General features: G+C 63.5%; 26 protein-coding genes and 2 riboswitches. Of the genes, 16 read left to right on the top strand and 10 right to left on the bottom strand.

What is annotated here, in order from left to right; genetic code table 11:
* The first annotated feature begins 143 nt into the window (after positions 1–143).
* The gene (locus NA645_RS08590) at positions 144–1,157 is read left to right on the top strand and encodes an SDR family oxidoreductase (protein WP_256048454.1); all 1,014 of its coding nucleotides are present in this window, start codon (positions 144–146) and stop codon (positions 1,155–1,157) included.
* Here the strand turns inward: NA645_RS08590 and NA645_RS08595 are convergent.
* Positions 1,154–1,771, bottom strand: a complete 618-nt coding sequence (locus NA645_RS08595; protein WP_256048455.1) for a cation transporter — start codon at positions 1,769–1,771, stop codon at positions 1,154–1,156. The two genes, NA645_RS08590 and NA645_RS08595, sit on opposite strands and share 4 nt — an antisense overlap.
* A 104-nt stretch (positions 1,772–1,875) precedes the next feature.
* Between NA645_RS08595 and cadR the strand changes: the two genes are divergently transcribed.
* The 14 genes from cadR (at position 1,876) to NA645_RS08665 (ending at position 14,415) form a co-directional block, all read left to right on the top strand.
* On the top strand, positions 1,876–2,295 hold the full coding sequence (gene cadR / locus NA645_RS08600; protein WP_256048456.1) for a Cd(II)/Pb(II)-responsive transcriptional regulator: 420 nt from the start codon (positions 1,876–1,878) through the stop codon (positions 2,293–2,295).
* Positions 2,296–2,389: 94 nt separating this feature from the next.
* Positions 2,390–3,160, top strand: a complete 771-nt coding sequence (locus NA645_RS08605) for a sulfite exporter TauE/SafE family protein (RefSeq protein WP_256048457.1) — start codon at positions 2,390–2,392, stop codon at positions 3,158–3,160.
* Positions 3,161–3,340: 180 nt separating this feature from the next.
* Complete coding sequence (locus NA645_RS08610; protein ID WP_102837024.1) at positions 3,341–3,583, top strand: exodeoxyribonuclease VII small subunit; 243 nt, start codon at positions 3,341–3,343, stop codon at positions 3,581–3,583.
* The gene (locus NA645_RS08615; RefSeq protein ID WP_256048458.1) at positions 3,580–4,467 is read left to right on the top strand and encodes a polyprenyl synthetase family protein; all 888 of its coding nucleotides are present in this window, start codon (positions 3,580–3,582) and stop codon (positions 4,465–4,467) included. Before NA645_RS08610 ends, NA645_RS08615 begins: the two co-directional genes overlap by 4 nt.
* A gap of 121 nt (positions 4,468–4,588) precedes the next feature.
* Entirely contained in the window at positions 4,589–6,487 is a 1,899-nt protein-coding gene (gene dxs / locus NA645_RS08620) for a 1-deoxy-D-xylulose-5-phosphate synthase (protein WP_256048459.1), read from the top strand.
* Positions 6,488–6,677: 190 nt separating this feature from the next.
* Positions 6,678–7,733, top strand: a complete 1,056-nt coding sequence (cobT, locus tag NA645_RS08625) for a nicotinate-nucleotide--dimethylbenzimidazole phosphoribosyltransferase (protein ID WP_256048460.1) — start codon at positions 6,678–6,680, stop codon at positions 7,731–7,733.
* Positions 7,730–8,506 carry an adenosylcobinamide-GDP ribazoletransferase gene (locus NA645_RS08630; RefSeq protein ID WP_256048461.1) on the top strand — a complete coding sequence of 259 codons (777 nt, stop codon included), beginning with the start codon at positions 7,730–7,732 and terminating at the stop codon, positions 8,504–8,506. Before cobT ends, NA645_RS08630 begins: the two co-directional genes overlap by 4 nt.
* The gene (locus NA645_RS08635) at positions 8,491–9,015 is read left to right on the top strand and encodes a histidine phosphatase family protein (protein WP_256048462.1); all 525 of its coding nucleotides are present in this window, start codon (positions 8,491–8,493) and stop codon (positions 9,013–9,015) included. The genes NA645_RS08630 and NA645_RS08635 overlap by 16 nt, the downstream gene beginning before the upstream one ends.
* A gap of 37 nt (positions 9,016–9,052) precedes the next feature.
* A riboswitch (cobalamin riboswitch) is annotated at positions 9,053–9,265 on the top strand.
* Between the two features lie 105 nt (positions 9,266–9,370).
* On the top strand, positions 9,371–11,293 hold the full coding sequence (locus NA645_RS08640) for a TonB-dependent receptor plug domain-containing protein (protein WP_256048463.1): 1,923 nt from the start codon (positions 9,371–9,373) through the stop codon (positions 11,291–11,293).
* A 113-nt stretch (positions 11,294–11,406) separates the two neighbouring features.
* Positions 11,407–12,180 (top strand): ABC transporter substrate-binding protein, encoded by a 774-nt coding sequence (locus tag NA645_RS08645; RefSeq protein ID WP_256048464.1) that lies wholly within the window; start codon positions 11,407–11,409, stop codon positions 12,178–12,180.
* A complete protein-coding gene (locus NA645_RS08650; protein WP_256048465.1) occupies positions 12,168–13,154 on the top strand; it encodes a FecCD family ABC transporter permease in 987 nt (328 codons plus the stop codon). The genes NA645_RS08645 and NA645_RS08650 overlap by 13 nt, the downstream gene beginning before the upstream one ends.
* Positions 13,145–13,873, top strand: coding sequence for an ABC transporter ATP-binding protein (locus NA645_RS08655; RefSeq protein ID WP_256048466.1), 729 nt, complete (start codon positions 13,145–13,147; stop codon positions 13,871–13,873). Before NA645_RS08650 ends, NA645_RS08655 begins: the two co-directional genes overlap by 10 nt.
* Before the next feature lie 4 nt (positions 13,874–13,877).
* A complete protein-coding gene (locus NA645_RS08660; protein ID WP_256048467.1) occupies positions 13,878–14,054 on the top strand; it encodes a hypothetical protein in 177 nt (58 codons plus the stop codon).
* A gap of 58 nt (positions 14,055–14,112) precedes the next feature.
* Positions 14,113–14,415 carry a hypothetical protein gene (locus NA645_RS08665; protein WP_256048518.1) on the top strand — a complete coding sequence of 101 codons (303 nt, stop codon included), beginning with the start codon at positions 14,113–14,115 and terminating at the stop codon, positions 14,413–14,415.
* A 4-nt stretch (positions 14,416–14,419) separates the two neighbouring features.
* Here NA645_RS08665 and NA645_RS08670 read toward each other — a convergent pair whose 3' ends face one another.
* The 9 genes from NA645_RS08670 to NA645_RS08710 form a co-directional block, all read right to left on the bottom strand.
* A complete protein-coding gene (locus tag NA645_RS08670; RefSeq protein WP_256048468.1) occupies positions 14,420–14,824 on the bottom strand; it encodes a hypothetical protein in 405 nt (134 codons plus the stop codon).
* Positions 14,821–15,438, bottom strand: coding sequence for a GTP cyclohydrolase II (gene ribA, locus NA645_RS08675; RefSeq protein WP_181099868.1), 618 nt, complete (start codon positions 15,436–15,438; stop codon positions 14,821–14,823). The genes NA645_RS08670 and ribA overlap by 4 nt, the downstream gene beginning before the upstream one ends.
* Positions 15,439–15,570: 132 nt before the next feature.
* Entirely contained in the window at positions 15,571–16,218 is a 648-nt protein-coding gene (locus NA645_RS08680) for a retropepsin-like aspartic protease family protein (protein WP_256048469.1), read from the bottom strand.
* A gap of 85 nt (positions 16,219–16,303) precedes the next feature.
* On the bottom strand, positions 16,304–16,804 hold the full coding sequence (locus tag NA645_RS08685; protein ID WP_423836568.1) for a phosphatidylglycerophosphatase A family protein: 501 nt from the start codon (positions 16,802–16,804) through the stop codon (positions 16,304–16,306).
* Between the two features lie 34 nt (positions 16,805–16,838).
* Complete coding sequence (gene thiL / locus NA645_RS08690; protein ID WP_256048470.1) at positions 16,839–17,798, bottom strand: thiamine-phosphate kinase; 960 nt, start codon at positions 17,796–17,798, stop codon at positions 16,839–16,841.
* Between the two features lie 13 nt (positions 17,799–17,811).
* A complete protein-coding gene (gene nusB, locus NA645_RS08695; RefSeq protein ID WP_256048471.1) occupies positions 17,812–18,294 on the bottom strand; it encodes a transcription antitermination factor NusB in 483 nt (160 codons plus the stop codon).
* Positions 18,291–18,767, bottom strand: coding sequence for a 6,7-dimethyl-8-ribityllumazine synthase (gene ribE / locus NA645_RS08700; RefSeq protein ID WP_256048472.1), 477 nt, complete (start codon positions 18,765–18,767; stop codon positions 18,291–18,293). Before ribE ends, nusB begins: the two co-directional genes overlap by 4 nt.
* A gap of 59 nt (positions 18,768–18,826) precedes the next feature.
* Positions 18,827–19,906, bottom strand: a complete 1,080-nt coding sequence (gene ribBA, locus NA645_RS08705) for a bifunctional 3,4-dihydroxy-2-butanone-4-phosphate synthase/GTP cyclohydrolase II (protein WP_256048473.1) — start codon at positions 19,904–19,906, stop codon at positions 18,827–18,829.
* 13 nt (positions 19,907–19,919) lie between these two features.
* The gene (locus tag NA645_RS08710; protein ID WP_256048474.1) at positions 19,920–20,582 is read right to left on the bottom strand and encodes a riboflavin synthase; all 663 of its coding nucleotides are present in this window, start codon (positions 20,580–20,582) and stop codon (positions 19,920–19,922) included.
* A 119-nt stretch (positions 20,583–20,701) separates the two neighbouring features.
* Positions 20,702–20,847, bottom strand: a riboswitch (FMN riboswitch).
* A 358-nt stretch (positions 20,848–21,205) separates the two neighbouring features.
* Between NA645_RS08710 and NA645_RS08715 the strand changes: the two genes are divergently transcribed.
* Positions 21,206–21,955: a hypothetical protein gene (locus NA645_RS08715; RefSeq protein WP_256048475.1), complete on the top strand. Its 750-nt coding sequence runs from the start codon at positions 21,206–21,208 to the stop codon at positions 21,953–21,955.
* Positions 21,956–21,963: the final 8 nt, after the last annotated feature.

Below are 21,963 nucleotides of genomic sequence, written 5' to 3' on the forward strand. Positions count from 1 at the left end.
CGTGATGGGCCTTTTCATCGCCCGAACGTCACATCGATCAGATCACCGGGCCTAGCCCGCGCCCGACACGGCATGGGTTACAAGAAGAAACCAGGCAGCGCTGGCTCGCGACTTCACCCATTCCCCGGAAACAGGAGCTTGAGATGACCAACCGCGACCAGACTGCCGTGATCTGCGGCGGAACTGCCGGCGTGGGCCGCGCGACCGCTCATGCCCTGGCACAGGCAGGTTTTCACGTGGCCGTGATCGCACGCGGCGAACAGGGCCTGGCCGACACGCGCCAGGCGCTCGAAGCGGCCGGCGCCACGGTGCTGACGATTGCCGCCGACGTCGCCGATGCCGAGGCGATCGACCGCGCCGCCGAGCGGATCGAGGCAGAGCTGGGACCGATCGAAGTCTGGGTCAACGCGGCCATGGCCACGGTCTTCGCCCCGGTCGAGAAGATCACCCCGGCGGAATACAAGCGGGTCACCGAGGTGACTTATCTGGGCTCCGTCCATGGCACGCTGGCCGCGCTGCGGCACATGCAGACGCGCAATCGCGGCACCATCGTGCAGGTGGGCTCGGCCCTCTCCTATCGCGCCATTCCGTTGCAATCGGCTTATTGCGCCGCGAAGTTCGCCATTCGCGGCTTTACCGACTCGTTGCGCTGCGAGCTGATCCACTCCAACAGCCGAGTCCGCCTGACCATGGTCCAGCTGCCGGCACACAACACGCCGCAGTTCGACTGGTCACGCAACAAGATGCGCAACCGTGCCCAGCCGGTACCACCGATTCACACGCCCGAGGTCGCGGCACGCGCCATCCTCCGCGCCGCCAACGAAGCGCCGCGTGAACTCTGGCTGGGGCGTGCCTCGCTTCAGGCGATCATCGGCAATATGTTCATGTCGGGCCTGCTCGATCGTATGATGGCCAAGCAGGCCTGGAGCGGGCAGATGACCGACGAGCCGGTCGATGCCGGGCAGCCGGACAACCTCTTCGAACCGGTCGAAGGCCTGCATCGCACCGATGGCCGCTTCGGGGACCGGGCTCAGGACCACGCCGTAGCGCTGAGCAGCGAAACCGTCGGCAAGCTGGCGGTGGCAGGACTGGCGGCAGTGACCGTGGGCGCGGTGGCGTTGGTCGCCTCTATCGCCTCGGGTCGCGGCCGACGTTAAGGCACAGTGCGCAGTTCCTGCCGCGCCTGGCGCACCACCGACCAACCGGCGGAAAGCGCCAGCCCCGCCATGAACAGCGCCACGATGAAGTCCGGCCAGCCGGAACCCGTCCCGAAAACGCTCGCTGCGGCAATCATCACCGCGATGTTGCCCAGCGCGTCGTTGCGGCTGCATAGCCAGACCGAGCGCATGTTCGAGTCGCCCTCGCGAAACGCATAGAGCATCAGCGCCACGACGACGTTGGCAACCAGCGCCAGCGCGCCGATCACGCCCATGGTCAGAGGCTCCGGCACCACGCCGACATAGATCGCCCAGCCGGCGCGAACCAGCACGAACAGACCGAAGGCCAGCATCGACAGGCCTTTCACCATCGCTGCACGTGAACGCCAGACCAGGCCCATGGACAGCACCACCAGCGTGATGCCGTAGTTGGCGGCATCACCGGCGAAGTCGATGGCGTCGGCCAGTAGCGAGACCGAGCCGGACCGCAACCCGCCGCTGACCTCCACGACGAACATGATCAGGTTGATCGCCAGCGCGAACCACAGCGCCTTGCGAAAACCCGGGCTGACCGCCGGAGTTGAGCAGCCTGAATCACAGCATCTCGACGACATGGGAATGTCTCCTGAACTATATTCGGAGCCATTGCACACCCTGGAGCCGCTCCAGGGTCAAGCCCTATCCTGAGCACGATCGCAGCGAGACGAAGGAGACCATCATGCGCATAGGCGAGCTGAGCAAGGCGGCCGACGTGGACGTCGAGACCATTCGCTATTACGAGAAGGTCGGGTTGATGCCCGCCCCGGAGCGCGGCGCCAATGGCTACCGGTCTTATTCTTCCAAGCAACTGGCGCACCTGGTGTTCATTCGCCACTGCCGAGCGCTGGATATCGGGCTGGCCGACATCCGTCGGCTGCTGGAGTTTTCCGACCAGCCGGACGCCAGCTGCGGCGACATCAATCTGCTGATCGACCAACAGCTTGAGCGTGTCCGTATGCGGCTGGAAAGCCTCCACGCTCTGGAGCATCAGTTGCAGGCGCTGCGCGGTTGCTGCACTGGCAGCCGTCCGATGCAAGGCTGCGGCATTCTCAACGAGCTGACCAGCACGCGACAGGACGAGGCTCGGCACAAGCCTTGAGGCTCCGGTTCGCAATACAGCGTCGCGCTGACAACACTTGGCGGGCCGCGCGCCCCTTGGCTAATCTGCGTCTCTTTTGCCATGAGCCGTTCCGATGCCGCTGTTCGACATGTTGCTATTGATCGCTGCCGGCTTTGCCGCGGGAGGCATGAATGCGCTCGCCGGAGGCGGCACCTTCTTTTCGTTTCCAGCATTGCTGGCCACCGGCCTGCCGCCGGTTACCGCCAATGCGACCAACGCCGTGGCGCTCTGGCCCGCCAGCCTTGCCGGCGCCTGGGCTGCGCGCTCGGCCCTTCAGCCGCTGGGACGCTACCTGATCCCGCTGCTACTGGCCGGTCTGATCGGCGGTTTGCTCGGCGGCCTTCTGCTACTGGCAAGCGGTGACGACTCCTTCAGTCTGCTCATTCCCTGGCTGTTGCTGCTAGCCACCGCGCTGTTCGCCGCCAGTCCCTGGCTGAGTCGCTGGCTCGCGGCACGCCGCAAAGATGAAAGCGCTGTACCACCGCATGCGCCGTCATCGCTCGCGGCGCATGGGCTGGTGTCCATCTACGGCGGTTATTTCGGCGCGGGCATGGGCATCCTGCAACTGGCGGCGTTTTCCATCGAAGGCCACCAGCTGGTTCGCGCCAACGCGCTGAAGAATCTGATTTCCGCCGTCATCTACAGCGTTGCCACAGCCACATTCGTCATTGCCGGGCGCGTGAGCTGGTATGAGCTGACGATCCTGCTGATCGGCACCACACTCGGCGGCTATGCAGGCGGCGCGCTGAGCAAAAAACTGCCGGCCAACTGGCTGCGCGCCTTCGTCATAGGCGTCGGCAGCACCATGACCGTCTATTACTTTTGGACGATTTACGGGCAATAGCCTGAATGTCGGGTTACGCCTTAGTGACGCAGATTGCGCCTTCGGAGCCCCGGATTACGCCTTCGGCTAATCCAGGCTACGGTCTGAGCGGCGGATCGTCCGGTCGACTTATGGCGTATGCCGTCCAGCTCTGCTAGTGTCGCGCCCGTTTCAGAGCAGCCGCAGAGAACAGGTTCCGCCATGGCCCGCAAGAAAGTCGCCCTCGATTTCGAACAATCCCTCGCCGAGCTGCAGCAGTTGGTCGAGCGCCTGGAAAGCGGCGAGCTGTCGCTCGAAGACTCGCTGACCTGTTTCGAACAGGGGATCGGTCTGACCCGCGACTGCCAGGCCGCCCTGAGCCAGGCCGAACAAAAGGTGCAGATCCTGCTGGAGCGTGACGGCAAGCTGCAGGAAGCCCCCTTCGAGGTGGACCCGGAAGCATGATCGACGAGTACCAGCAACGCTGCCAAAAACGCGTCGATAGCTGTCTCGAGGCGCTCTTCTTCCCCCCCCGCCCGCAACTCGAACGCCTCTATCAAGCCATGCGCTACAGCGTGATGAATGGCGGCAAGCGCGTGCGCCCACTGCTGGTTTACGCCGCCTGCGAGGCGCTCGAAGGCGACAGCGCGCAAGCCGACGGCGCCGCCTGCGCCGTCGAACTGATCCACGCCTATTCGCTGGTACATGACGACTTGCCAGCCATGGACGACGACGACCTGCGCCGCGGCCAACCGACCACCCACAAAGCCTTCGACGAAGCCTGCGCGATCCTCGCCGGTGATGGCCTGCAAAGCCTCGCCTTCGAAGCGCTCGCCGCCGAGGCGCACAACCCCAGCGATCCAGCCCTGCGTCTGGAGATGTTCAGCAGCCTCGCACGGGCAGCAGGTCCGGCTGGAATGGTTGGCGGGCAAGCGATCGATCTCGGATCGGTCGGCCTGAAACTTGATCGCACGGCACTGGAACTGATGCATCGCCACAAGACCGGCGCGCTGATCGAGGCCAGCGTGCGTCTCGGCGCCCTCGCCAGCGGACATGCCGATGCCGACAAGCTGGCCGCTCTGCAGCGGTACGCACAAGCCATCGGCCTTGCCTTCCAGGTGCAGGACGACATCCTCGACGTGGAAAGCGACACCGTCACGCTCGGCAAGCATCAGGGCGCCGATATCGCCCGCGATAAGCCCACTTATCCGGCTTTGCTGGGCATGGACGCGGCAAAAGCCTACGCACTGGAGCTGCGCGATCTGGCTCTCGATGCCGTCGCGCCCTTCGGTGCGGCCGCCGAGCCGTTGCGCCAACTGGCCCGTTTCATCGTCGAGCGCCGCAGCTGAGCCCGCCTGTCCCTGGCCGTATCGCCGGCGTCTATGGGGCGACCGTTGATGCCTGGGTCATTCTTCTCACTGTAACCATCGGGTAAACTGCGGCTCTTTTTCAGCCAAAACGATCCGCCCGATGCCCAAGACGTTCCATGAGATTCCTCGGGTCCGCCCTGCGACGCCCGTTCTAGACCGCGCGGCCATTCCCGAGCAACTGCGCCGACTGAGCGAAGCGGAACTTGAAGAACTCGCCAACGAACTGCGGCAGGATCTGCTCTATAGCGTCGGCCGGACGGGTGGGCACTTCGGAGCCGGGCTCGGCGTGATCGAGCTGACCATCGCCCTGCACTATGTCTACGACACACCGGACGACCGCCTGGTGTGGGATGTTGGCCATCAGGCCTATCCGCACAAGATCCTCACCGGCCGCCGCGAGCAGATGGCCAGCCTGCGTCAGAAAGACGGCCTCGCCGCCTTCCCGCGCCGCAGCGAAAGCGAGTACGACACCTTTGGCGTCGGCCACTCCAGCACCTCGATAAGCGCCGCCCTCGGCATGGCCATCGCCGCGCGCATGCAGGGCAAGAAGCGCAAATCCATCGCTGTGATCGGTGACGGCGCGCTCACTGCCGGCATGGCTTTCGAGGCCTTGAACCACGCCCCGGAAGTTGGCGCCGACATGCTGGTGGTGCTCAACGACAACGACATGTCGATCTCGCGCAACGTCGGCGGGATGTCCAACTACCTGGCGAAAATCCTTTCCAGCCGCACCTACACCAGCATGCGCGAAGGCAGCAAGAAGGTCCTATCGCGCCTGCCCGGCGCCTGGGAAATCGCCCGTCGCACCGAGGAATACGCCAAGGGTATGCTGGTTCCGGGCACGCTGTTCGAGGAGCTGGGCTGGAACTACATCGGCCCCATCGACGGCCATGACCTGCCGACGCTGATCGCCACGCTGCGCAACATGCGCGACCTATCCGGCCCGCAGTTCCTGCACGTGGTGACCAAGAAGGGCAAGGGCTTCGCCCCGGCAGAAGTCGACCCCATCACCTGGCACGCCATCAGCAAGCTGGAGCCCGTCGGCGGTCCGGTTGCGCCGAAGAAGCCCAGCGGCCCGAAGTATTCCAACGTGTTCGGCCAGTGGCTATGCGACATGGCCGCCGCCGACCCGCGCCTGACCGGCATCACGCCGGCCATGAAGGAAGGCTCCGACCTGGTCGATTTCAGCGAACGCTATCCAGATCGCTATTTCGACGTTGCCATCGCCGAGCAACATGCGGTGACGCTAGCGGCCGGCATGGCCTGTGAGGGCGCCAAGCCGGTGGTCGCGATCTACTCGACCTTCCTGCAACGGGCTTACGACCAGCTGATCCATGATGTCGCGGTGCAGAACCTCGACGTGCTGTTCGCCATCGACCGCGCCGGCCTGGTCGGCGAAGACGGTCCGACCCACGCCGGCAGCTTCGATCTATCGTATCTGCGCTGCATCCCCGGCATGCTGGTCATGACGCCGAGCGACGAGAACGAGATGCGCCGTATGCTGACCACCGGTTATCACTTCGAAGGCCCGGCGGCGGTGCGCTATCCGCGCGGCACCGGCCCGAACGCGACCATCGAACCAGGCCTCGAGCCGCTGGATATCGGCAAGGGCGTGATACGGCGCCAAGGCTCGAAGGTGGCGCTGCTGGTATTCGGCGTACAACTGGCAGAGGCGCTGCAGGTGGGCGAGGCACTCGACGCCACCGTGGTCGACATGCGCTTCGTCAAACCGCTGGATGAAGCACTGGTACGGCAATTGGCCGATTCCCATGAACTATTGGTGACCGTCGAGGAAAATAGCGTCATGGGCGGCGCCGGCAGTGCAGTGAATGAGTTCCTGACGCGCGAAGGCCTGCTCCAAGCCATCCTCAATCTCGGCCTGCCCGATTACTACGTGGAGCACGCCAAGCCCGCCGAGATGCTTACCGAATGTGGCCTGGACGCAGCGGGAATCGAGGCTGCAATACGTACGCGGCTGACGAGCCTGCAGCAACCGTAGAATGGGAAACGCCGAAGATTTTTCCTCACGGCCCGCCAACCTGTAGGGCCGAAATCATTCGGCCGCCGCTTCACAAAGGCCGAACAAGTTCGGCCCTATGTGCACAAACTGCAGCAGCTAAAGTGCCCGCGCGCTCTCCCTTCTGTTTTCCTTACGGCCCGGCCAGCCAGGCCGCCACCGGTACGCAGCCATGCCATCCCTCCCCCTCTTCACCATCCACACCCCCGATCCCGCGCTGATCCCCGACCTGCGCCACAAGATCGACCGCAAGACCAAACCGCTGGGCGCGCTGGGGCAGCTGGAAAACCTGGCCCTGCAGATCGGTCTGGTCCAGCAGAGTCTGACGCCCAGCCTGCGCCGCCCCAGCCTGACCATCTTCGCCGCCGACCATGGTCTGGCTCGCGCGGGTGTTAGCCTCTATCCGACGGAAGTCACGCCGCAGATGGTCCACAATTTCCTCGCTGGCGGCGCGGCCACCAACATTTTCGCCCGCCAGCATGGCTTCGCCCTGCAGGTGGTGGATGCCGGCGTGAACGCCGATTTCCCCAGCGATCTGCCACTTCGCCACGAGAAGCTCGGCTACGGTACCGCCAATGCACTGGAAGCCCCGGCCATGACCCGCGCCCAGGCCGTACAGGGCCTGGAAGCCGGCCGGCGCATCGCCCGTGAGGAAGTTGAGAAAGGCAGTAACGTGCTGGCCTTCGGCGAGATGGGCATCGGCAACACCTCCAGCGCCACGCTGCTCGCGCACTTTCTCGCCGGCCTGCCGATCGGCGCCACCACCGGGCGCGGCACCGGGCTGGACGATGCCGGCCTGGCGCGCAAGATCGCCACGCTCGAAGCGGTTGCCGCGCGTGTCGGCCCCGGCCCCCATGAGGTACTTGAAGTGCTGGCCCAGGTCGGCGGCTTCGAAGTGGTGATGATGACCGGCGCCATGCTGGGCGCGGCGGAGCAAGGCGCGCTGATTGTCATCGACGGCTTCATTGCCAGCGCGGCGCTGCTGGTGGCCATGCAGCTCGCGCCCGCGGTGCGCGACTACGCCGTGTTCGGCCATCGCTCCCACGAAGGCGGTCATCCACTGTTGCTGAATCATTTGCTCGCCACCCCGCTGTTGCAGCTGGACCTGCGCCTCGGCGAAGGCAGCGGCGCGGTTCTGGCCTGGCCGCTGCTGCAGGCCGCTTGCGGCTTTCTCAACGAGATGGCCTCGTTCGAGGAAGCGGGCGTATCCGGCGAGGCCGCCCAATGAGCGGACGTTCCTTGCTGCGCCGGGAAAGCGATCGTTTCCTGCTCTCGCTGCAGTTCTTTACTCGCCTCCCCATTCCGGCCCGGGTGCCCTATTCCGAAGACGAGCTCAACCAGGCGGCGATCTACTTCCCGCTGATCGGCACCCTGATCGGCGTGCTCTGTGCGCTGGTCTACTGGGGCGCGACCTTTCTCTGGCCGGTCCCGGTGGCGGTGCTGCTGAGCATGGTGGCCGGCCTGCTGCTGACCGGCTGCTTTCACGAGGACGGCCTGGCCGACTGCATGGACGGCATGGGAGGTGGCTGGGATCGCGAGCGTATTCTCACCATCATGCAGGACTCGCGCCTGGGCACCTTTGGTGCCGCCGCGCTCGTTGGTGCGCTGGGCGGCAAGTTCCTGCTGCTGAGTTCGCTGCCACCGGCCGTCATCATCCCGGTCATGATCCTGGCGCACACCCTCAGCCGCCTCAATGCCGCCAGCATGATGCTCACCGAGCCCTACGCGCGCCCCGAAGGCAAGGCCAAGCCGCTGGCGGTGCGCATGTCGGCCAGCGGCTTGCTGATCGCGGCAGCCCTGGCGCTGTTGCCATTACTCTGGATCGAGGTACCGCATCCGTTCTGGCTGGCGCTGCTGCCGCTGATCGCACTACGCCTGTGGTTCGCCCGCTGGCTGCGCAAGTGGATCGGTGGCTTCACCGGCGACTGCCTGGGTGCACTGCAACAGCTGAGCGAGCTGACCTTCCTGCTGGGAGTCCTGGCCCTGTGCCGCTTTGTCTGATTCGCCATACCCGCGTGGCGGTCTCCGGCCTGTGCTATGGCCGGTTGGACGTGCCGCTGGCAGCGAGCTTTGCCGAAGAGACTCGGGCAGTCCGCAAAGCCGTGGCGCTACAGTTTCCAGACGGCTTGCCGCCAATCTGGAGCAGCCCAAGCCTGCGCTGCCGTCAGCTGGCCGAAGCACTGGGCACACCCTTTCGCATCGACCCGCGCTTGCAGGAACTGAATTTCGGCACCTGGGAAGGACGCACCTGGGCGGAACTGGACTCCCCCGCCGCGCGCCATTGGGGTGACAACTGGCAGACCGCGGCACCACCACAGGGCGAAACCCTACCCGAGTTGCTCGATCGTCTGCGTGCATTCCTAGCTGAACGAGCCGCCACGGATGCCATTCTTCTGACCCACGCCGGACCGATTCGCGCCCTGCATCATCTGGTCGCAGGCCAATCGCTGGAGGCGGCATTCAGGCTGCCGGTGGGCCATGGCGATGTCATTTTGCTGCCGCAGGGCTGAGGTTTTCATTGCAGCCCTGCGTGCTGCCGGCTATGGTGCGCGCGTTTTCCACTCAGGTGTGCCGCCGCAGAGCGTGCATTAAACGGGAAGCCGGTGCGTTCAATCGAACAATCCCGGCGCTGCCCCCGCAACGGTAATCGACCGCGATCAACAGATCGCCGTTCGCTCATACGCCACTGTGTTTCGACATGGGAAGGCGAGCGCGATGCGAGTCGAGAGCCCGGAGACCGGCCTGAGCGGATTCGACTGGTGTTGCGGAGGGCAGCACCGTCAAGCGCGGACGCCTGCATTCCAGCCCCCACGCTTGTTCCTGCCCTCCTCAAAAGTGCTTCGATCTTTTGAGGATTCTTTACCGATGAAACTGTCCCGTTTGGCCCTGGCAATTGCCCTGACGCCCGGCCTGGCGCTCGCTGCCGATGACACCTCGTCTAGCGCTCAATTGCCGCCAATGGTGATTACCCGCGCGACCAACCTGAAAGCTCCGACCCCCGCCAGCGTAGCGGTCATCGACCGCGAGCAGATTGAAGCCAGTGCCAGCAGCGATCTGCTCGATGTACTTCGCAGCCAGGCCGGCCTGCAAATTCGCGACACCATGGGTGACGGTAACCGCGCCGCCATCAGCCTGCGCGGTTTTGGCGAGAATGCCGCCAATAACACCCTGGTTCTGGTCGATGGACGCCGCTTGAATCAGCCAACCCTGTCCAGCGCTGACCTCAATAGCGTCCCGCTGGCGAATATCGAGCGGATCGAGATCATTCGTGGCGCCGGAACCGTTCTCTATGGCGATCAGGCGGTGGGCGGTGTCATCAATATCATCACGCGCACCCCATCCAGCAACGAGGCCTATGTCGAAGCCAGCCGAGGCAGCCACGATCATGAGGCCTTTCGCGGACACCTTCACCAGCAGCTCGGCGGTGGTTTCTCACTGTATGCAAGCGGCGAAACACGCAGCAACGACAATTACCGCGACCATAACAACGCCAACTACAGCAATGCCTTCGCCCGCGTGCGTTATGAGCACGACTACGGACATGTGCTGTATGAATACCAGACGGTGGATGACGAACTGCTTTATCCCGATTCGATCTCGCTGGCTTTACGGCGTCAAGACCGCAAGCAGAGCAGTTCGCAGTCCTGGAACGACAGCAAAAGCCAGGTTCATCGCATGGCACTGGAACAGCGCCTGAATGATATCTGGAGCGCGCATCTCGATTACAGCCACAGCGACCAAGACGGGATCGGCAGTTTCGGTCCCGGCTCTGAATTTGCGCAAGGCACCCGTATCGAAACCATCAGCCCTCGTCTGACCGCTCGATTCGATTCGCCTCTCGGGCAAGCCGAGTGGCTCCTGGGCCATGACCACATCACCAGCGACTACGAGTACCTGGCTGCCTGGGGCGACACGCTCGCGCAACAAACCCTGCGCGACTGGTACACACAGTTCAGCCAGGATCTCGGGAATGGATTGAATCTGGTGATCGGTTACCGCGCCAGCGAAGCGGATGACGAAAGCACCGCTGCCAGCCGAGCGCATCGTGATAGAGAAGGCAGCAGTAGTATCGGCCTGAGCTGGCAAGCCAACGAGCAGACCCGCGTATTCATCAGGCGCGAGGACGTTCTGCGCTGGGCCAATGTCGACGAGAACGGCTTCGTTTCACCAGGTGTCACTTTCCTGAAACCACAGACCGGTGAATCCTGGGAAAGCGGCGTGGAATGGAGCGACGCCATTCAGCAATACCGGTTCACGGTGTATCGCCTGGAGCTGGAAGACGAGCTGATGTATGACCCGACCGCGATTGGCCCAAACAGCGCATGGGGCTTCGATGGCGCCAACATCAACCTGGACAAGACCCTGCGCAAGGGCGTTCTGCTCGAAGCCGAACGCCAACTCAGCGCAGATCTGAGTATCGGCGGTCAGTACAGCTTCACCGACTCCGAGTATCGCGACGGCAGCTTCAAAGGAAATGATGTGCCATGGGTGTCGCGCCACAGCGCCAGTGCACACGTAAGCTATGAAATCCTGCCGGGCCTGCGGAGTTACGTAGAAGCGGTATACACCGGCAAGCGCTATTACTCGGGTGACGATGCCAACGTTCAGCAGAAGGCCGGCAGCTACACCTTGGTCAATGCAGCACTGGCCTATGAATACAGGCAGTTCAACACCAAACTACGGATCAACAACCTGACCGGCAAACGCTACGATGCCTTCGCCACAGCCGCCAGTCGCTATCCTGCTCCCGAGGAGGAGGTACAACTGAGCGTCGGTTACCGCTTCTGAATGTTCTTGCCGAGGCGCCTCGGACTACCGTGGCGCCCAAGCGGAGGAAGCAGGCTCGGGCATCCCAATGATCAACTCTCTGCCTGCTGACACTCACCGAAGTACGTGCCCTGATGCGCCACCACCCCGTTCGCCTTCTGCTAGCCCTGTTTCTGCTGCTGCCGTGGATGGCCTCAGCCGCCCCGCAACGCATCCTCTCCCTCGGCCTGTGCGCGGACTGGCTGATCGCCCATCATGCGGACCGAAACAACGTCGTGGCCCTGTCGCAGCTGCAACGCCGTTACCCCATCGACTGGATAGGCCCCGAGTGGCCCGTGCACGATGGCAGCCTGGAGCAGATCGTCGCCTTGCGTCCCGACCTGGTGTTGTCCGGCCAGTATTCGGCGACACAGATTCGCCAGCGCATGGATACCCTGGGCATACACGTCGAGGTGCTGCCGTTGCCGCGCTCCCTGGAGCAGGTGGTGGACTACGAAAAACAGTTCCTGCGCGCCCTGCAACTACCGGAAACGCTCGCCAGTGCGGTGCCCGACCCGATGTCCCGCCCTGCCAAACCGCAGCGCCTGCTACTTCTAGGCGCCAATGCCATCGGCACCGGACAGGGCACGCTGGAGCATGAGATTCTCGAACACGCCGGCTGGACCAACTACCTGACCGAGCCGGGTTACCAGCGCCTGGATCTGGAGCGAATCGTCAGCGATCCGCCAGATGCGATTCTGTGGGCCGCGCCTAAGCATCGCGCGCGGGCCAATCAATTCGCCGAACACCCGGCGCTGGCCAGGGCCGTACCGGCCGAGCGCTGGCTGACTAGCGAATTCTGGCGCTGGCAATGTCCGGGGCCATGGACCTGGGAACTGATAGGACAATTGCATCAATGGCTCGACTGATCACGCCGTTACTCAGCGGATTGTTGCTGATCGCCGCCCTGCTCTCGCTGAACCTGGGTTCGACATCGGTCAACATGGCCGGCGGGCTGCTCGACTGGCTGCGCGGGGCGGACACGCTGGAGGCCATCGTGGTCGGCGATATCCGCCTGCCGCGCACCCTGCTGGCCATCTGCGTAGGCGCGGCGCTGGGCCTCTCCGGCGCCGCGTTGCAGGGGCTGCTGCGCAATCCGTTGGCCGACCCCGGACTGATCGGCGCCAGCCAGGGCGCGGCACTCGGCGCAGCGGCGGTGTTCTACTTCGGCCTGCTGTCCTTTGCCGGCGAGATGGCACCGGCACTGGCCGGGTTGCTCGGGGCGGGCATCGCGCTGATTCTGATGCTGGCCTTGGCCGGCTCCTCCCGCCCGTCGATGGTGATCATGGCCGGGCTGGCGATATCCACTGTCAGCGGCGCCGCGCTGGCGATGGTGCTCAACTTCGCTCCCAATCCCTTCGCCATGCAGGAACTGGTGTTCTGGTTGCTAGGCTCGGTGTCCGAACGCGGGCTGGATCACCTGCGCATCCTGTTGCCGGCCCTGCTGATCGGCGGCGCCCTGATTCTGCGTCAACGTCCGCTGCTGTACGGCCTGAGCCTCGGCGAACACACTGCGCAAAGCCTTGGACTAAGCGTCAAACGCGGCAGCCAGCTGATCGTCCTCGGCGCGGCGGTGCTGGTCGGTTCGGCGGTCGCGGTGGCGGGTGCGATCGGTTTTGTCGGATTGATCGTGCCGCACCTGATTCGTCCGCTGGTAAATCATCGTCCGGATCGGCTGCTGTTCCCTTCGGCGTTGGCCGGTGCGACGCTGGTGCTCTTTGCCGATCTGGTGGTCCGGCTGCTGCCGCCGGGTCGAGAGCTCAAGCTTGGGGTGCTCACGTCGCTGATCGGGGCGCCGCTGTTCATCTGGCTGGTCTGGCGGGAGCGGCAGAAATGGAGTTGATTCGCGCGTGCCAACTGAGCGTGGCCGAGCGCCTGCAGGGGGCCGATCTGGCCCTGACTGCTGGCGAAGTATTGGGCATCATCGGCCCCAACGGCTCGGGCAAGTCCACCTTGCTCAACTGCCTGGCCGGCGTGCAAACCTACCGCGGCCAGGTGGACATCGGCGGCCAACCCAGCCAGCGCCTAAGCAGCAACGAACGCGCGCGCCAGGTGGCGCTGTTGCCGCAAGCCAGCCAGAGCGCATGGGCCTTGAACGTGGAGAACATCGTCACCCTTGGCCGCTTGCCCTGGGGCGACGAGGATGCCGACAGGATTCACCACGCCATGCATCAGGCCGGTGTGTGGCAGTGGCGCGATCGGCGCATCGATCAGCTCTCAGGCGGCGAACAGACTCGCGTCTGGCTGGCTCGCGTGCTGGCCGGCGAGCCCCGGATATTGATCGCCGACGAGCCGGTCGCCAGTCTCGACCTCTATTACCAGCGGCACATCCTCGACCTGCTCAGAACCTATGCTGGCGAAGGCCGCGGCGTACTGGTGTCGATCCACGACCTGGCCTTGGCCGCCCGCTATTGCGATCGTCTATGCCTGATGCACCAGGGCCGCCTCTATCGCACGGGCACGCCGCAACAGGTGCTGACACCGGAACATCTAGCCGAGGTATTCAACGTCGAGGTTCACGTGGACTTCAGCGTATGGCCGCCCATCATCCAACCAAGATGAAAGCATGGCGCTGAAACTCAGCAAGAACCGCGACGAAATCTGCTACCCATTCATTCAGGACGCTTCGGTACTGTGCGACTTCGAGGTGGTCACCGATGAGCTGTGCGGACATATCGGCGAGATCATCGATCTGTCCCCTTTGACGATCTACGCGTCGACCTGGAACGGCTGCAGCCGCTAGCCTTCCATGTCAACGGCTCGATACGCGGGCGTCTGGCCATAGAGGACTCCGATTTGGCCTGGCGGCAAGGCCCGCTGGCCACTATCAGAGTGAGGTGAGCGAGCGTCTGCGGGGTTTCGTCTTGCCGCGCGGCGGTGCGCAGGTAGCGCAGCTTCATCACGCCCGCTCCTGCGCGAAAAAAGCCATCCGCGCGATGGTGCGGGTTGATCAGGAAGGCATCGAGGTACCGCTGATCCTGCCGCGCCTGTGCAATATGATGGTGAATTTCTTTTTCGTGCTGACGCTAGTGATCAACCAGCGTCGCGGCATTGATGAGGTGCCCTTCGTCAGCAAGAGCTACGGCAAGGCCCTGCTTGAATGAAGGCCTACACCACCTGGCGCGGGATGCGGTAGAGGAAGAAGGTCATCAGACTGCCCAGGACCAGCAACAGACAGGCCACACCGCCCAACCCCGACAGTGAGCCCAGCGCCGCCAGCCAGGCCGGCAGGGCAGCCCAGTACAGGCCTAGCACCTGAGCCTTCTGCAAGGCGGCCCAGCGATCACGCTCGCCGGCCTGGTCACGCTCCTGCAGCGCGAAGAGCGCGCGCTTGAACGATGAAAAGGCCTTGAGGCTAGGGAACAGGGCGACGAGGCCCGTGATGAAGATCGCCATGGGCGGCATGCCGAGGTTGAAGTCGATGGGGCCCAGCAGCAGCCAGGGTAGCAGGCACAGCGCCAGCCAGAACCACCACAACCGATTCAGTCGAGTCCTTTCTTCGGCACGCTTCATGACTGCTCGGCTTCGCCCTGGTGAATCTCGCCCAGCATATGGCCCAGCTTGCCGGCCTTGGTGGCGAGGTACTTGCGGTTGTGCGGGTTGTGCGCGATCTGCAGCGGCTTGCGCTCGGCGATACGAATACCAAAGCCCTGCAGCGCCTTGACTTTGCGCGGGTTGTTGGTCATCAGCTTGATTTCGGAGATACCCAGGTGTTCTAGCATCGGCAGGCAGATCGCGTAATCGCGCATGTCCGGCGCGAAGCCCAGGCGCTCATTGGCCTCGACGGTATCGGCACCCTGATCCTGCAGTTCGTAGGCGCGGATCTTGTTCAGCAAGCCGATACCGCGGCCTTCCTGGCGCAAATACAACAACGCACCACGCCCCTCATCGGCGATGGCCTTCAGCGCAGCCTCCAGCTGAAAACCACAGTCGCAGCGCAGGCTGAACAGGGCATCGCCGGTAAGACACTCCGAATGCAGACGGCCCAATACCGGCTTACCATCGGCAACATCGCCCATCGTCAGTACGACATGCTCCTTGCCGGTGTCCTGGTCGAGAAAACCATGCATGGTGAACACACCGAACGGCGTCGGCAATTGGGAAGCGGCGACGAAGACGACAGACACCGGAGAGACTCCAGAAGGCGGAAAAGCGGGCATTGTAACAGCAGAAGCAAGCTGGAAGCCCGTGTGCAGGCTGACGCCACACGCTTATGTTTTTGCTTCAAGCTTTCAGCTTCGGGCTTCCAGCTGCTTCTCTTAAATCTTCGACTCAAGCCTCAACACGCCCTGATCCTCGCGCCAGCTGACCCGGCCGAGAAAACTCATGCCCAGTAGCGCCTCGGTGGGCGATGAGCCTTCCACCACCACCGCCTCCACGCCCATCACGTCGATGGCGCCGACCTTGACGCTGTTGAGATGCACCCGCCAGGCCTTTGCCGTGCCGCTGGCAGTGCCGACCACGATCTGCTTGCCGTCGACGCGATAGTCGATGCCCAGACGGCGCGCCTGGTTTTCGTTGAACGCCACAGAGGTAGCGCCGGTATCGACGAGAAACTGCACCGGTTGGCCGTTGATCGAACCAGCGATCCAGTAATGGCCACCCTGCCCCTTGGCGATGCTCAATTGCTTGCGCTCGGGTTCGGCAAAGCCCGAGCTCAGCTCACGGCTAAGACTGTAGGTCCGCTCGACACCCTCGACGCGCAGCACGGCCCCTTTGGCGTCGGCACTGACCACCTCGACACCGCCCGGCCCCATCTGCCCGACCCGGACCAACTTGCGCTGGCCATCGACGTTCAGAACTGCAGCGCCGGGAAACAGGCCCACCACCTGTACGCGCGGCGCCGCGGTAACAGTGAAGGCAATCAGCGACAGCGTGGCAGCGAGCAGCAGGGCGACGGAACGCATCGGGGGAATCTTCCTTGAGGCACGGGCGGAACGGCATTCTTCCATGGCCATGTGCTAGTTACAGCGACCAGACGCACAGCCCGGCTCAGCCAAACAGCATGACGACCAGATGCACCAGCGCACAGGCGGCGAAGCCGGCGAGAATGTCGTCGAGCATGATCCCGAGGCCACCAGTCACATTTCGATCGATCCAGCTGAGCGGCCAGGGCTTAACGATGTCCAGTACGCGAAACACGACGAAGCCGAGCAACAACCAATGCCAGCCTGCCGGCACCAGCCAGAAGGTGATCCAGATGCCGGCAAACTCGTCCCAGACGATGCCTTCATGGTCATGCACGCCCAGATCCTGCGCGACCTTGCCGCACAGCCAAATGCCGAACAGCATGCTGGCGACGATCACCAGGCCGTAGCCCCAGCCGGGCATGGCCTGCCATAGCGGCACGAACGCTAGTGCCGCCAGCGACCCCCATGTGCCCGGCGCCTTCGGCAGCGTGCCGGAGCCGAAACCGAAGGCAAGGTTGTGCCAGGGATTGCTCCATACCGACACGGGCATTGATGCGGCGGCAGGCTGCAGGGAATCGGTCAATGGATGGTCCTCTCGTTCAGGCCTGGAAGGCCGATCAGCTCTCGAAATGGTTGTAGCCACGAGGGCCGACGCCGATGGTATTGCCGTCAGCGTCGAGTAGCTGCACACCCTCGCCCGACGTTACGTGGCCGATCACATGGATTGGCCAACCCTCATCCAGCAGCGCCGGTAACGCCTCGGCTGGCAGGGTGAACGCCAGCAGATAATCATCACCGCCGCTCAAGCCGCACTGCAGGGCCTGTTCCGCACCGGCGAAGCCCAGTAATGCCTTCGAAAGCGGCACGCTGGACTGCTCGATGCACAGCGAGACTCCGGACGCGGCGGCAATATGTGCACAATCGGCCAGCAGACCGTCGGAGATGTCCAGCGCCGCAGTGGCCTTGCCACGCAACGCTTGCCCCAGCGCGAGTTGCGGCTGCGGCGTCCAGTAGCGTCGCAATAACGCAGCCGCCTCGGCCGTATCACCTTCACGCTCACCCAGCACAATCGGCAATGCACCTGCGGCATCGCCCAGCGCACCACCGACACAGAGCAGATCGCCCGGCTGTGCGCCGCTGCGGAGTAGTGCTTGGCCTGCCGGCACACGTCCGAACACCGTCAGCGTCATGCTCAGCGGACCGCGTGTGGTATCGCCACCGATCAGACGCATGTCGCAGCCCGCCGCCATCGCGTCGAGCCCGCGAGCGAATTCGCACAGCCACCTTGAATCGGCCGTCGGAAGCGTCAGCGCAAGGGTAAAACCGATAGGCGTCGCGCCCATGCCAGCAAGATCGCTGGTCGATACCGCAAGCGCGCGCTGGCCGAGCAGATACGGATCGCAGAGATCGGGGAAATGCACGCCGGCAACCAGCGTGTCGGTGGAAACCGCCAGCTGCTCACCTGCCGGCAGCGCCAGCAAGGCGCAATCATCACCGATGCCCAACGCGACTTCGCCGCCGGCCCTGGCACAAGCGGCGGCGGCGAAGTAGCGGCGGATCAGCTCGAACTCACCCATCGGACGTGCAGTCTCAGCGCTTGCGAGCGTTGACTTCAGCGCTTCGCAGGCTAGGCGCCAGCTTGTCCAGCACACCGTTGACGAACTTGTGTCCATCGGTAGCGCCGAACACCTTGGCGAGCTCAATACCCTCGTTGATCACCACACGGTAGGGCACGTCGATGCGCTGCATCAGCTCGTAGGTGGACAGGCGCAGAACGGCCAGTTCCACCGGATCGAGTTCGTCCAGCGGGCGGTCGAGGTGCGGCACGATGGCGCCGTCGACTTCGGTCTTGGCGCGCGCCACACCGGTCAGCAGCTCGTGGAAGTAGGTGCCATCGACCCCGGAGAAATCGTTGTCGACGCGAAATTGCGCCTCGATTTCGTTCAGGCTCTGGCCGGCCATGTGCCACTGATACAGCGCCTGCATCGCCAGGCTACGCGCCACACGGCGCGTCGCGATCTTGCCCTTGGCCTTCGGCTGGGGCTCCTGGCTTTCGTCGTGATTCAGGCTCACTTGGCCTCCAGCTGCGCCAGCAGGCTCACCATTTCAAGGGCTGAGAGTGCGGCTTCGGCACCTTTGTTGCCGGCCTTGGTGCCGGAACGCTCGATGGCCTGCTCGATGGAATCGACGGTCAGCACCCCAAAGGCAACCGGCACGCCGAACTCCATGGAAACCTGCGACAGGCCCTTGGTGCATTCGCCAGCGACGTATTCGAAGTGCGGGGTGCCGCCACGAATGACCGCGCCCAGGGCAATGATGGCGTCGTATTCACCCTGCTGAGCGACTTTCTGTGCCACCAACGGAATCTCGAAGGCGCCCGGCGCACGGATGATGGTAATGGCGTCTTCCGGGATACCGTGGCGCACCAGCGCATCGACGGCGCCGCTCACCAGGCTTTCGACGACGAAGCTATTGAAACGGCCTACTACGAGGGCGAACTTGCCCTGCGGGGCGATGAAGGTACCTTCGATGGTCTTCAGGGACATGGGTGATTTCTCATCTCTTTTAAAGAACGAAGGCGCCGCGACTCGCGCGGCGCCTCTGATTATTCGGCAGGCAGGTATTCTACAACTTCCAGGTCAAAGCCGGATATCGCATTGAACTTCATCGGCGAACTCATCAGGCGCATCTTACGCACGCCGAGGTCGCGGAGAATCTGCGAGCCGGCACCAACGGTGCTGTAGGTCGCTGGCGTCGGCGGCTGCTGGCGGTTGAGCTGCGCCAGCAACTGCGGACCGGTCAGCGGATTACCCAGCAGCAAGACCACGCCGCTACCCGCCTTCGCCACTTCGCTCATCGCCGCGCGCAGGCTCCAGCGTCCTGGAACCGTCACCATCAACAAATCACGCAGCGGTTCCATGTTGTGCACACGCACCAGAGTCGGCTCTTCCGGCGATATGTCGCCACGGGTCAGCGCCATATGGACGGTGTCTTCCACGCCGTCGCGGTAGGTAACCAGCTTGAACTGACCCAGCTCGGTGTCCAGCGGCTGCTCGGAAACCCGCTCGACGGTGCGCTCATGGATCATGCGGTAGTGGATCAGGTCCGCGATGGTACCGATCTTCAGGCCATGCTGTTCAGCGAAGACTTCCAGCTCGGGCCGGCGGGCCATGGTGCCGTCATCGTTCATGATTTCGCATATCACACCGGACGGCTCGAAACCGGCCATCCGCGCCAGATCGCAGGCCGCCTCGGTGTGACCCGCACGCGCCAGGACGCCGCCTGGCTGAGCCATCAGCGGAAAGATGTGACCAGGGCTGACTATGTCCTCGGCCTTGGCCTCTTTCGCCACTGCCGCCTGAACGGTACGGGCGCGGTCCGCGGCAGAGATGCCGGTGGTCACGCCAACCGCGGCCTCGATGGAAACAGTGAATTTGGTGCCAAAACCGGAGCCATTGCGCGGCGCCATCAGTGGCAGCTGCAGCGTTTCGCAGCGCTCGCGGGTCATCGGCATGCAGATCAGGCCGCGCGCGAAACGGGCCATGAAATTGATGTGCTCAGCGGTCACGCATTCGGAGGCAACGATGATGTCGCCCTCGTTCTCGCGGTCCTCGTCATCCATGAGGATGACCATCTTGCCGGCGCGGATGTCTTCAATCAGTTCTTCAGCAGTGTTCAGAGCCATGGTGGCCGAGTCCTTATTTATTCAGGTAGCCGTGTTCGGCGAGGAAGCTTTCCGTCAGGCCCGAGGCATTCGGCTCGGCCGCCTTGTCACCCATCAGCAGACGCTCTAAATAACGCGCTAACAGATCCACTTCAAGATTCACCTGCCGCCCGGGGCGGTAGTCGACCATGATGGTTTCAGCCAGAGTGTGCGGGACGATGGTGAGTTCGAACTCCGCACCGTTCACGGTATTGACCGTCAGGCTGGTGCCATCGACCGTGATCGAGCCCTTGAGCGCGATGTACTTCGCCAGCTCACGCGGCGCGCGGATGCGGAACTGCACTGCGCGGGCATTCTCCTCGCGCATCACCACCTCACCCACGCCATCGACGTGACCACTGACCAGATGCCCGCCGAGACGGCTAGACGGCGTCAGGGCCTTTTCCAGATTCACCCGGCTGCCAGCCTTGAGATCGACGAAGGCGGTACGGGCCAGGGTTTCGCGACTGACGTCAGCCCAGAAGCCATTGCCCGGTAACTCCACGGCCGTCAGGCAGACGCCGTTGACCGCGATGCTGTCGCCAAGCTTGACGTCTGACAGGTCCAGTTTGCCGGTCTCGACCAGCACACGGACGTCGCCGCCCTTTGGCGTCATCGCACGAATGGTCCCGATGGACTCGATTATTCCTGTGAACATGCGGCCTCCCGTGGAAGGCTGTTGAAACGATGCATATGACCAACTCCTGTTTTGGATAAAACAGGGCGCTGCAGATCGATAGGGAGTAGACGCGCGCACGAACGGCGCCCGTCGAGGCATCCCGCTCTCTCTCATCCGGACTATACCGTCGGCCCCGGAATCACACCGGGTCTGCTGACCTTGTCCAAGACAAGCGCTCGCGGGCTAGGCACTTGACAGCGCCATTACCGCCGGTGGGGAATCTCACCCCGCCCTGAGAACGTGGGTCGGTTAGGACCCGGCGCAGTTTTTACCACAAACGAGCCGATTCTGCAGCGGCAAACGACCGTTTGACTGACGAGGCAGCCGCTCAAAAAAATTCCTCATCTCAAGCAACTAGCGCTGCGCTTGTTTGTCCATACGCATCAGAATCGGCCTGACAACGCGATTGCCGCGAACTCGTGCCGACACAAAGCAAGACGATCAGGATGGAACGTCACTCCGCATCAAGTCGTACCGACACGCCGAGCCAGGATCGCTCGTACTTTTGGCGATCCCCCCCGCGCAAACCAGGACACGATCAGGAAGAACGCTCCGAACCTTCACATGTGCCGCGAGGGATGGGTATGTCAGAGGTTACGGCTATGGACACGTCGGCTGCCGCTCAGGCTGCCGATATCGACCGCAATGGGTTTGCGGTCATCGAGCAATACATTTCAGCCGAGGTGCTCGAGCAGGGCCGCGCGTTTATCGAGCAGCAAGCAGCCAATCACGAGGGCGAGTACTTCGCGATTCATGGCATCGAGGCGCTGGGTGGCAGCATCGTAGCGGCACTGGCGCTTTCCGCGCCCTTGAAGGAGACGTTGGCAGAGCTGTACCGACTCCAGACAGGACGGGAACCGGCCGCAACGGAGCAGATTTTTCCGGTGATCCGCTGTTTGCAGGGCCGAAGCGGACTCAAGCAGTCGCATTTTTACCACTTCGATGCCACGGCGGTCACCGCACTGCTCCCGCTGTTCATTCCGACCGAAGGCAAGCATTGCGGCGACCTGTTCATTTTCCCCAACCTGCGGCGCGTTCGCTTCAATGCATTGCGCAACGTGATCGAGAAGGCCGTGCTGCATAACACCATCAGTCAGAAGCTGGTCGCCTTTGCGGTGCGCCGCGGCTGGCTGCGGCCGATCCGCCTGAAACTGGAGCCCGGCAACCTCTATCTGTTTTCGGGCTACCGCAGCCTGCATGCCAACGACCAGTGCGACCCGGCCATGCTGCGCGCCACCGCGCTGTTCCACTTTGGCAACCCTCACCACGACAGCCTGCTGGCGCGGCTCCTGCTGGGAGCCAACAAGCGCCGGGCGAAACTTGACCACAATGGACTCAAGCCAGTGAACTGAGCGAGCTG

It is taken from the genome of Stutzerimonas stutzeri (genome assembly GCF_024448955.1).
GTDB classification, from domain to species: Bacteria; Pseudomonadota; Gammaproteobacteria; order Pseudomonadales; family Pseudomonadaceae; genus Stutzerimonas; species Stutzerimonas stutzeri_AQ.

Bases quoted from the DNA above. Each gene is read 5' to 3' on its own strand.
- NA645_RS08590 (WP_256048454.1), top strand. From the start codon at position 144: ATGACCAACCGCGACCAGACTGCCGTGATCTGCGGCGGAACTGCCGGC.
- NA645_RS08595 (WP_256048455.1), bottom strand. From the start codon at position 1,771: ATGTCGTCGAGATGCTGTGATTCAGGCTGCTCAACTCCGGCGGTCAGC.
- cadR (WP_256048456.1), top strand. From the start codon at position 1,876: ATGCGCATAGGCGAGCTGAGCAAGGCGGCCGACGTGGACGTCGAGACC.
- NA645_RS08605 (WP_256048457.1), top strand. From the start codon at position 2,390: ATGCCGCTGTTCGACATGTTGCTATTGATCGCTGCCGGCTTTGCCGCG.
- NA645_RS08610 (WP_102837024.1), top strand. From the start codon at position 3,341: ATGGCCCGCAAGAAAGTCGCCCTCGATTTCGAACAATCCCTCGCCGAG.
- NA645_RS08615 (WP_256048458.1), top strand. From the start codon at position 3,580: ATGATCGACGAGTACCAGCAACGCTGCCAAAAACGCGTCGATAGCTGT.
- dxs (WP_256048459.1), top strand. From the start codon at position 4,589: ATGCCCAAGACGTTCCATGAGATTCCTCGGGTCCGCCCTGCGACGCCC.
- cobT (WP_256048460.1), top strand. From the start codon at position 6,678: ATGCCATCCCTCCCCCTCTTCACCATCCACACCCCCGATCCCGCGCTG.
- NA645_RS08630 (WP_256048461.1), top strand. From the start codon at position 7,730: ATGAGCGGACGTTCCTTGCTGCGCCGGGAAAGCGATCGTTTCCTGCTC.
- NA645_RS08640 (WP_256048463.1), top strand. From the start codon at position 9,371: ATGAAACTGTCCCGTTTGGCCCTGGCAATTGCCCTGACGCCCGGCCTG.
- NA645_RS08645 (WP_256048464.1), top strand. From the start codon at position 11,407: ATGCGCCACCACCCCGTTCGCCTTCTGCTAGCCCTGTTTCTGCTGCTG.
- NA645_RS08650 (WP_256048465.1), top strand. From the start codon at position 12,168: ATGGCTCGACTGATCACGCCGTTACTCAGCGGATTGTTGCTGATCGCC.
- NA645_RS08655 (WP_256048466.1), top strand. From the start codon at position 13,145: ATGGAGTTGATTCGCGCGTGCCAACTGAGCGTGGCCGAGCGCCTGCAG.
- NA645_RS08660 (WP_256048467.1), top strand. From the start codon at position 13,878: ATGGCGCTGAAACTCAGCAAGAACCGCGACGAAATCTGCTACCCATTC.
- NA645_RS08670 (WP_256048468.1), bottom strand. From the start codon at position 14,824: ATGAAGCGTGCCGAAGAAAGGACTCGACTGAATCGGTTGTGGTGGTTC.
- NA645_RS08680 (WP_256048469.1), bottom strand. From the start codon at position 16,218: ATGCGTTCCGTCGCCCTGCTGCTCGCTGCCACGCTGTCGCTGATTGCC.
- thiL (WP_256048470.1), bottom strand. From the start codon at position 17,798: ATGGGTGAGTTCGAGCTGATCCGCCGCTACTTCGCCGCCGCCGCTTGT.
- ribE (WP_256048472.1), bottom strand. From the start codon at position 18,767: ATGTCCCTGAAGACCATCGAAGGTACCTTCATCGCCCCGCAGGGCAAG.
- ribBA (WP_256048473.1), bottom strand. From the start codon at position 19,906: ATGGCTCTGAACACTGCTGAAGAACTGATTGAAGACATCCGCGCCGGC.
- NA645_RS08710 (WP_256048474.1), bottom strand. From the start codon at position 20,582: ATGTTCACAGGAATAATCGAGTCCATCGGGACCATTCGTGCGATGACG.
- NA645_RS08715 (WP_256048475.1), top strand. From the start codon at position 21,206: ATGGACACGTCGGCTGCCGCTCAGGCTGCCGATATCGACCGCAATGGG.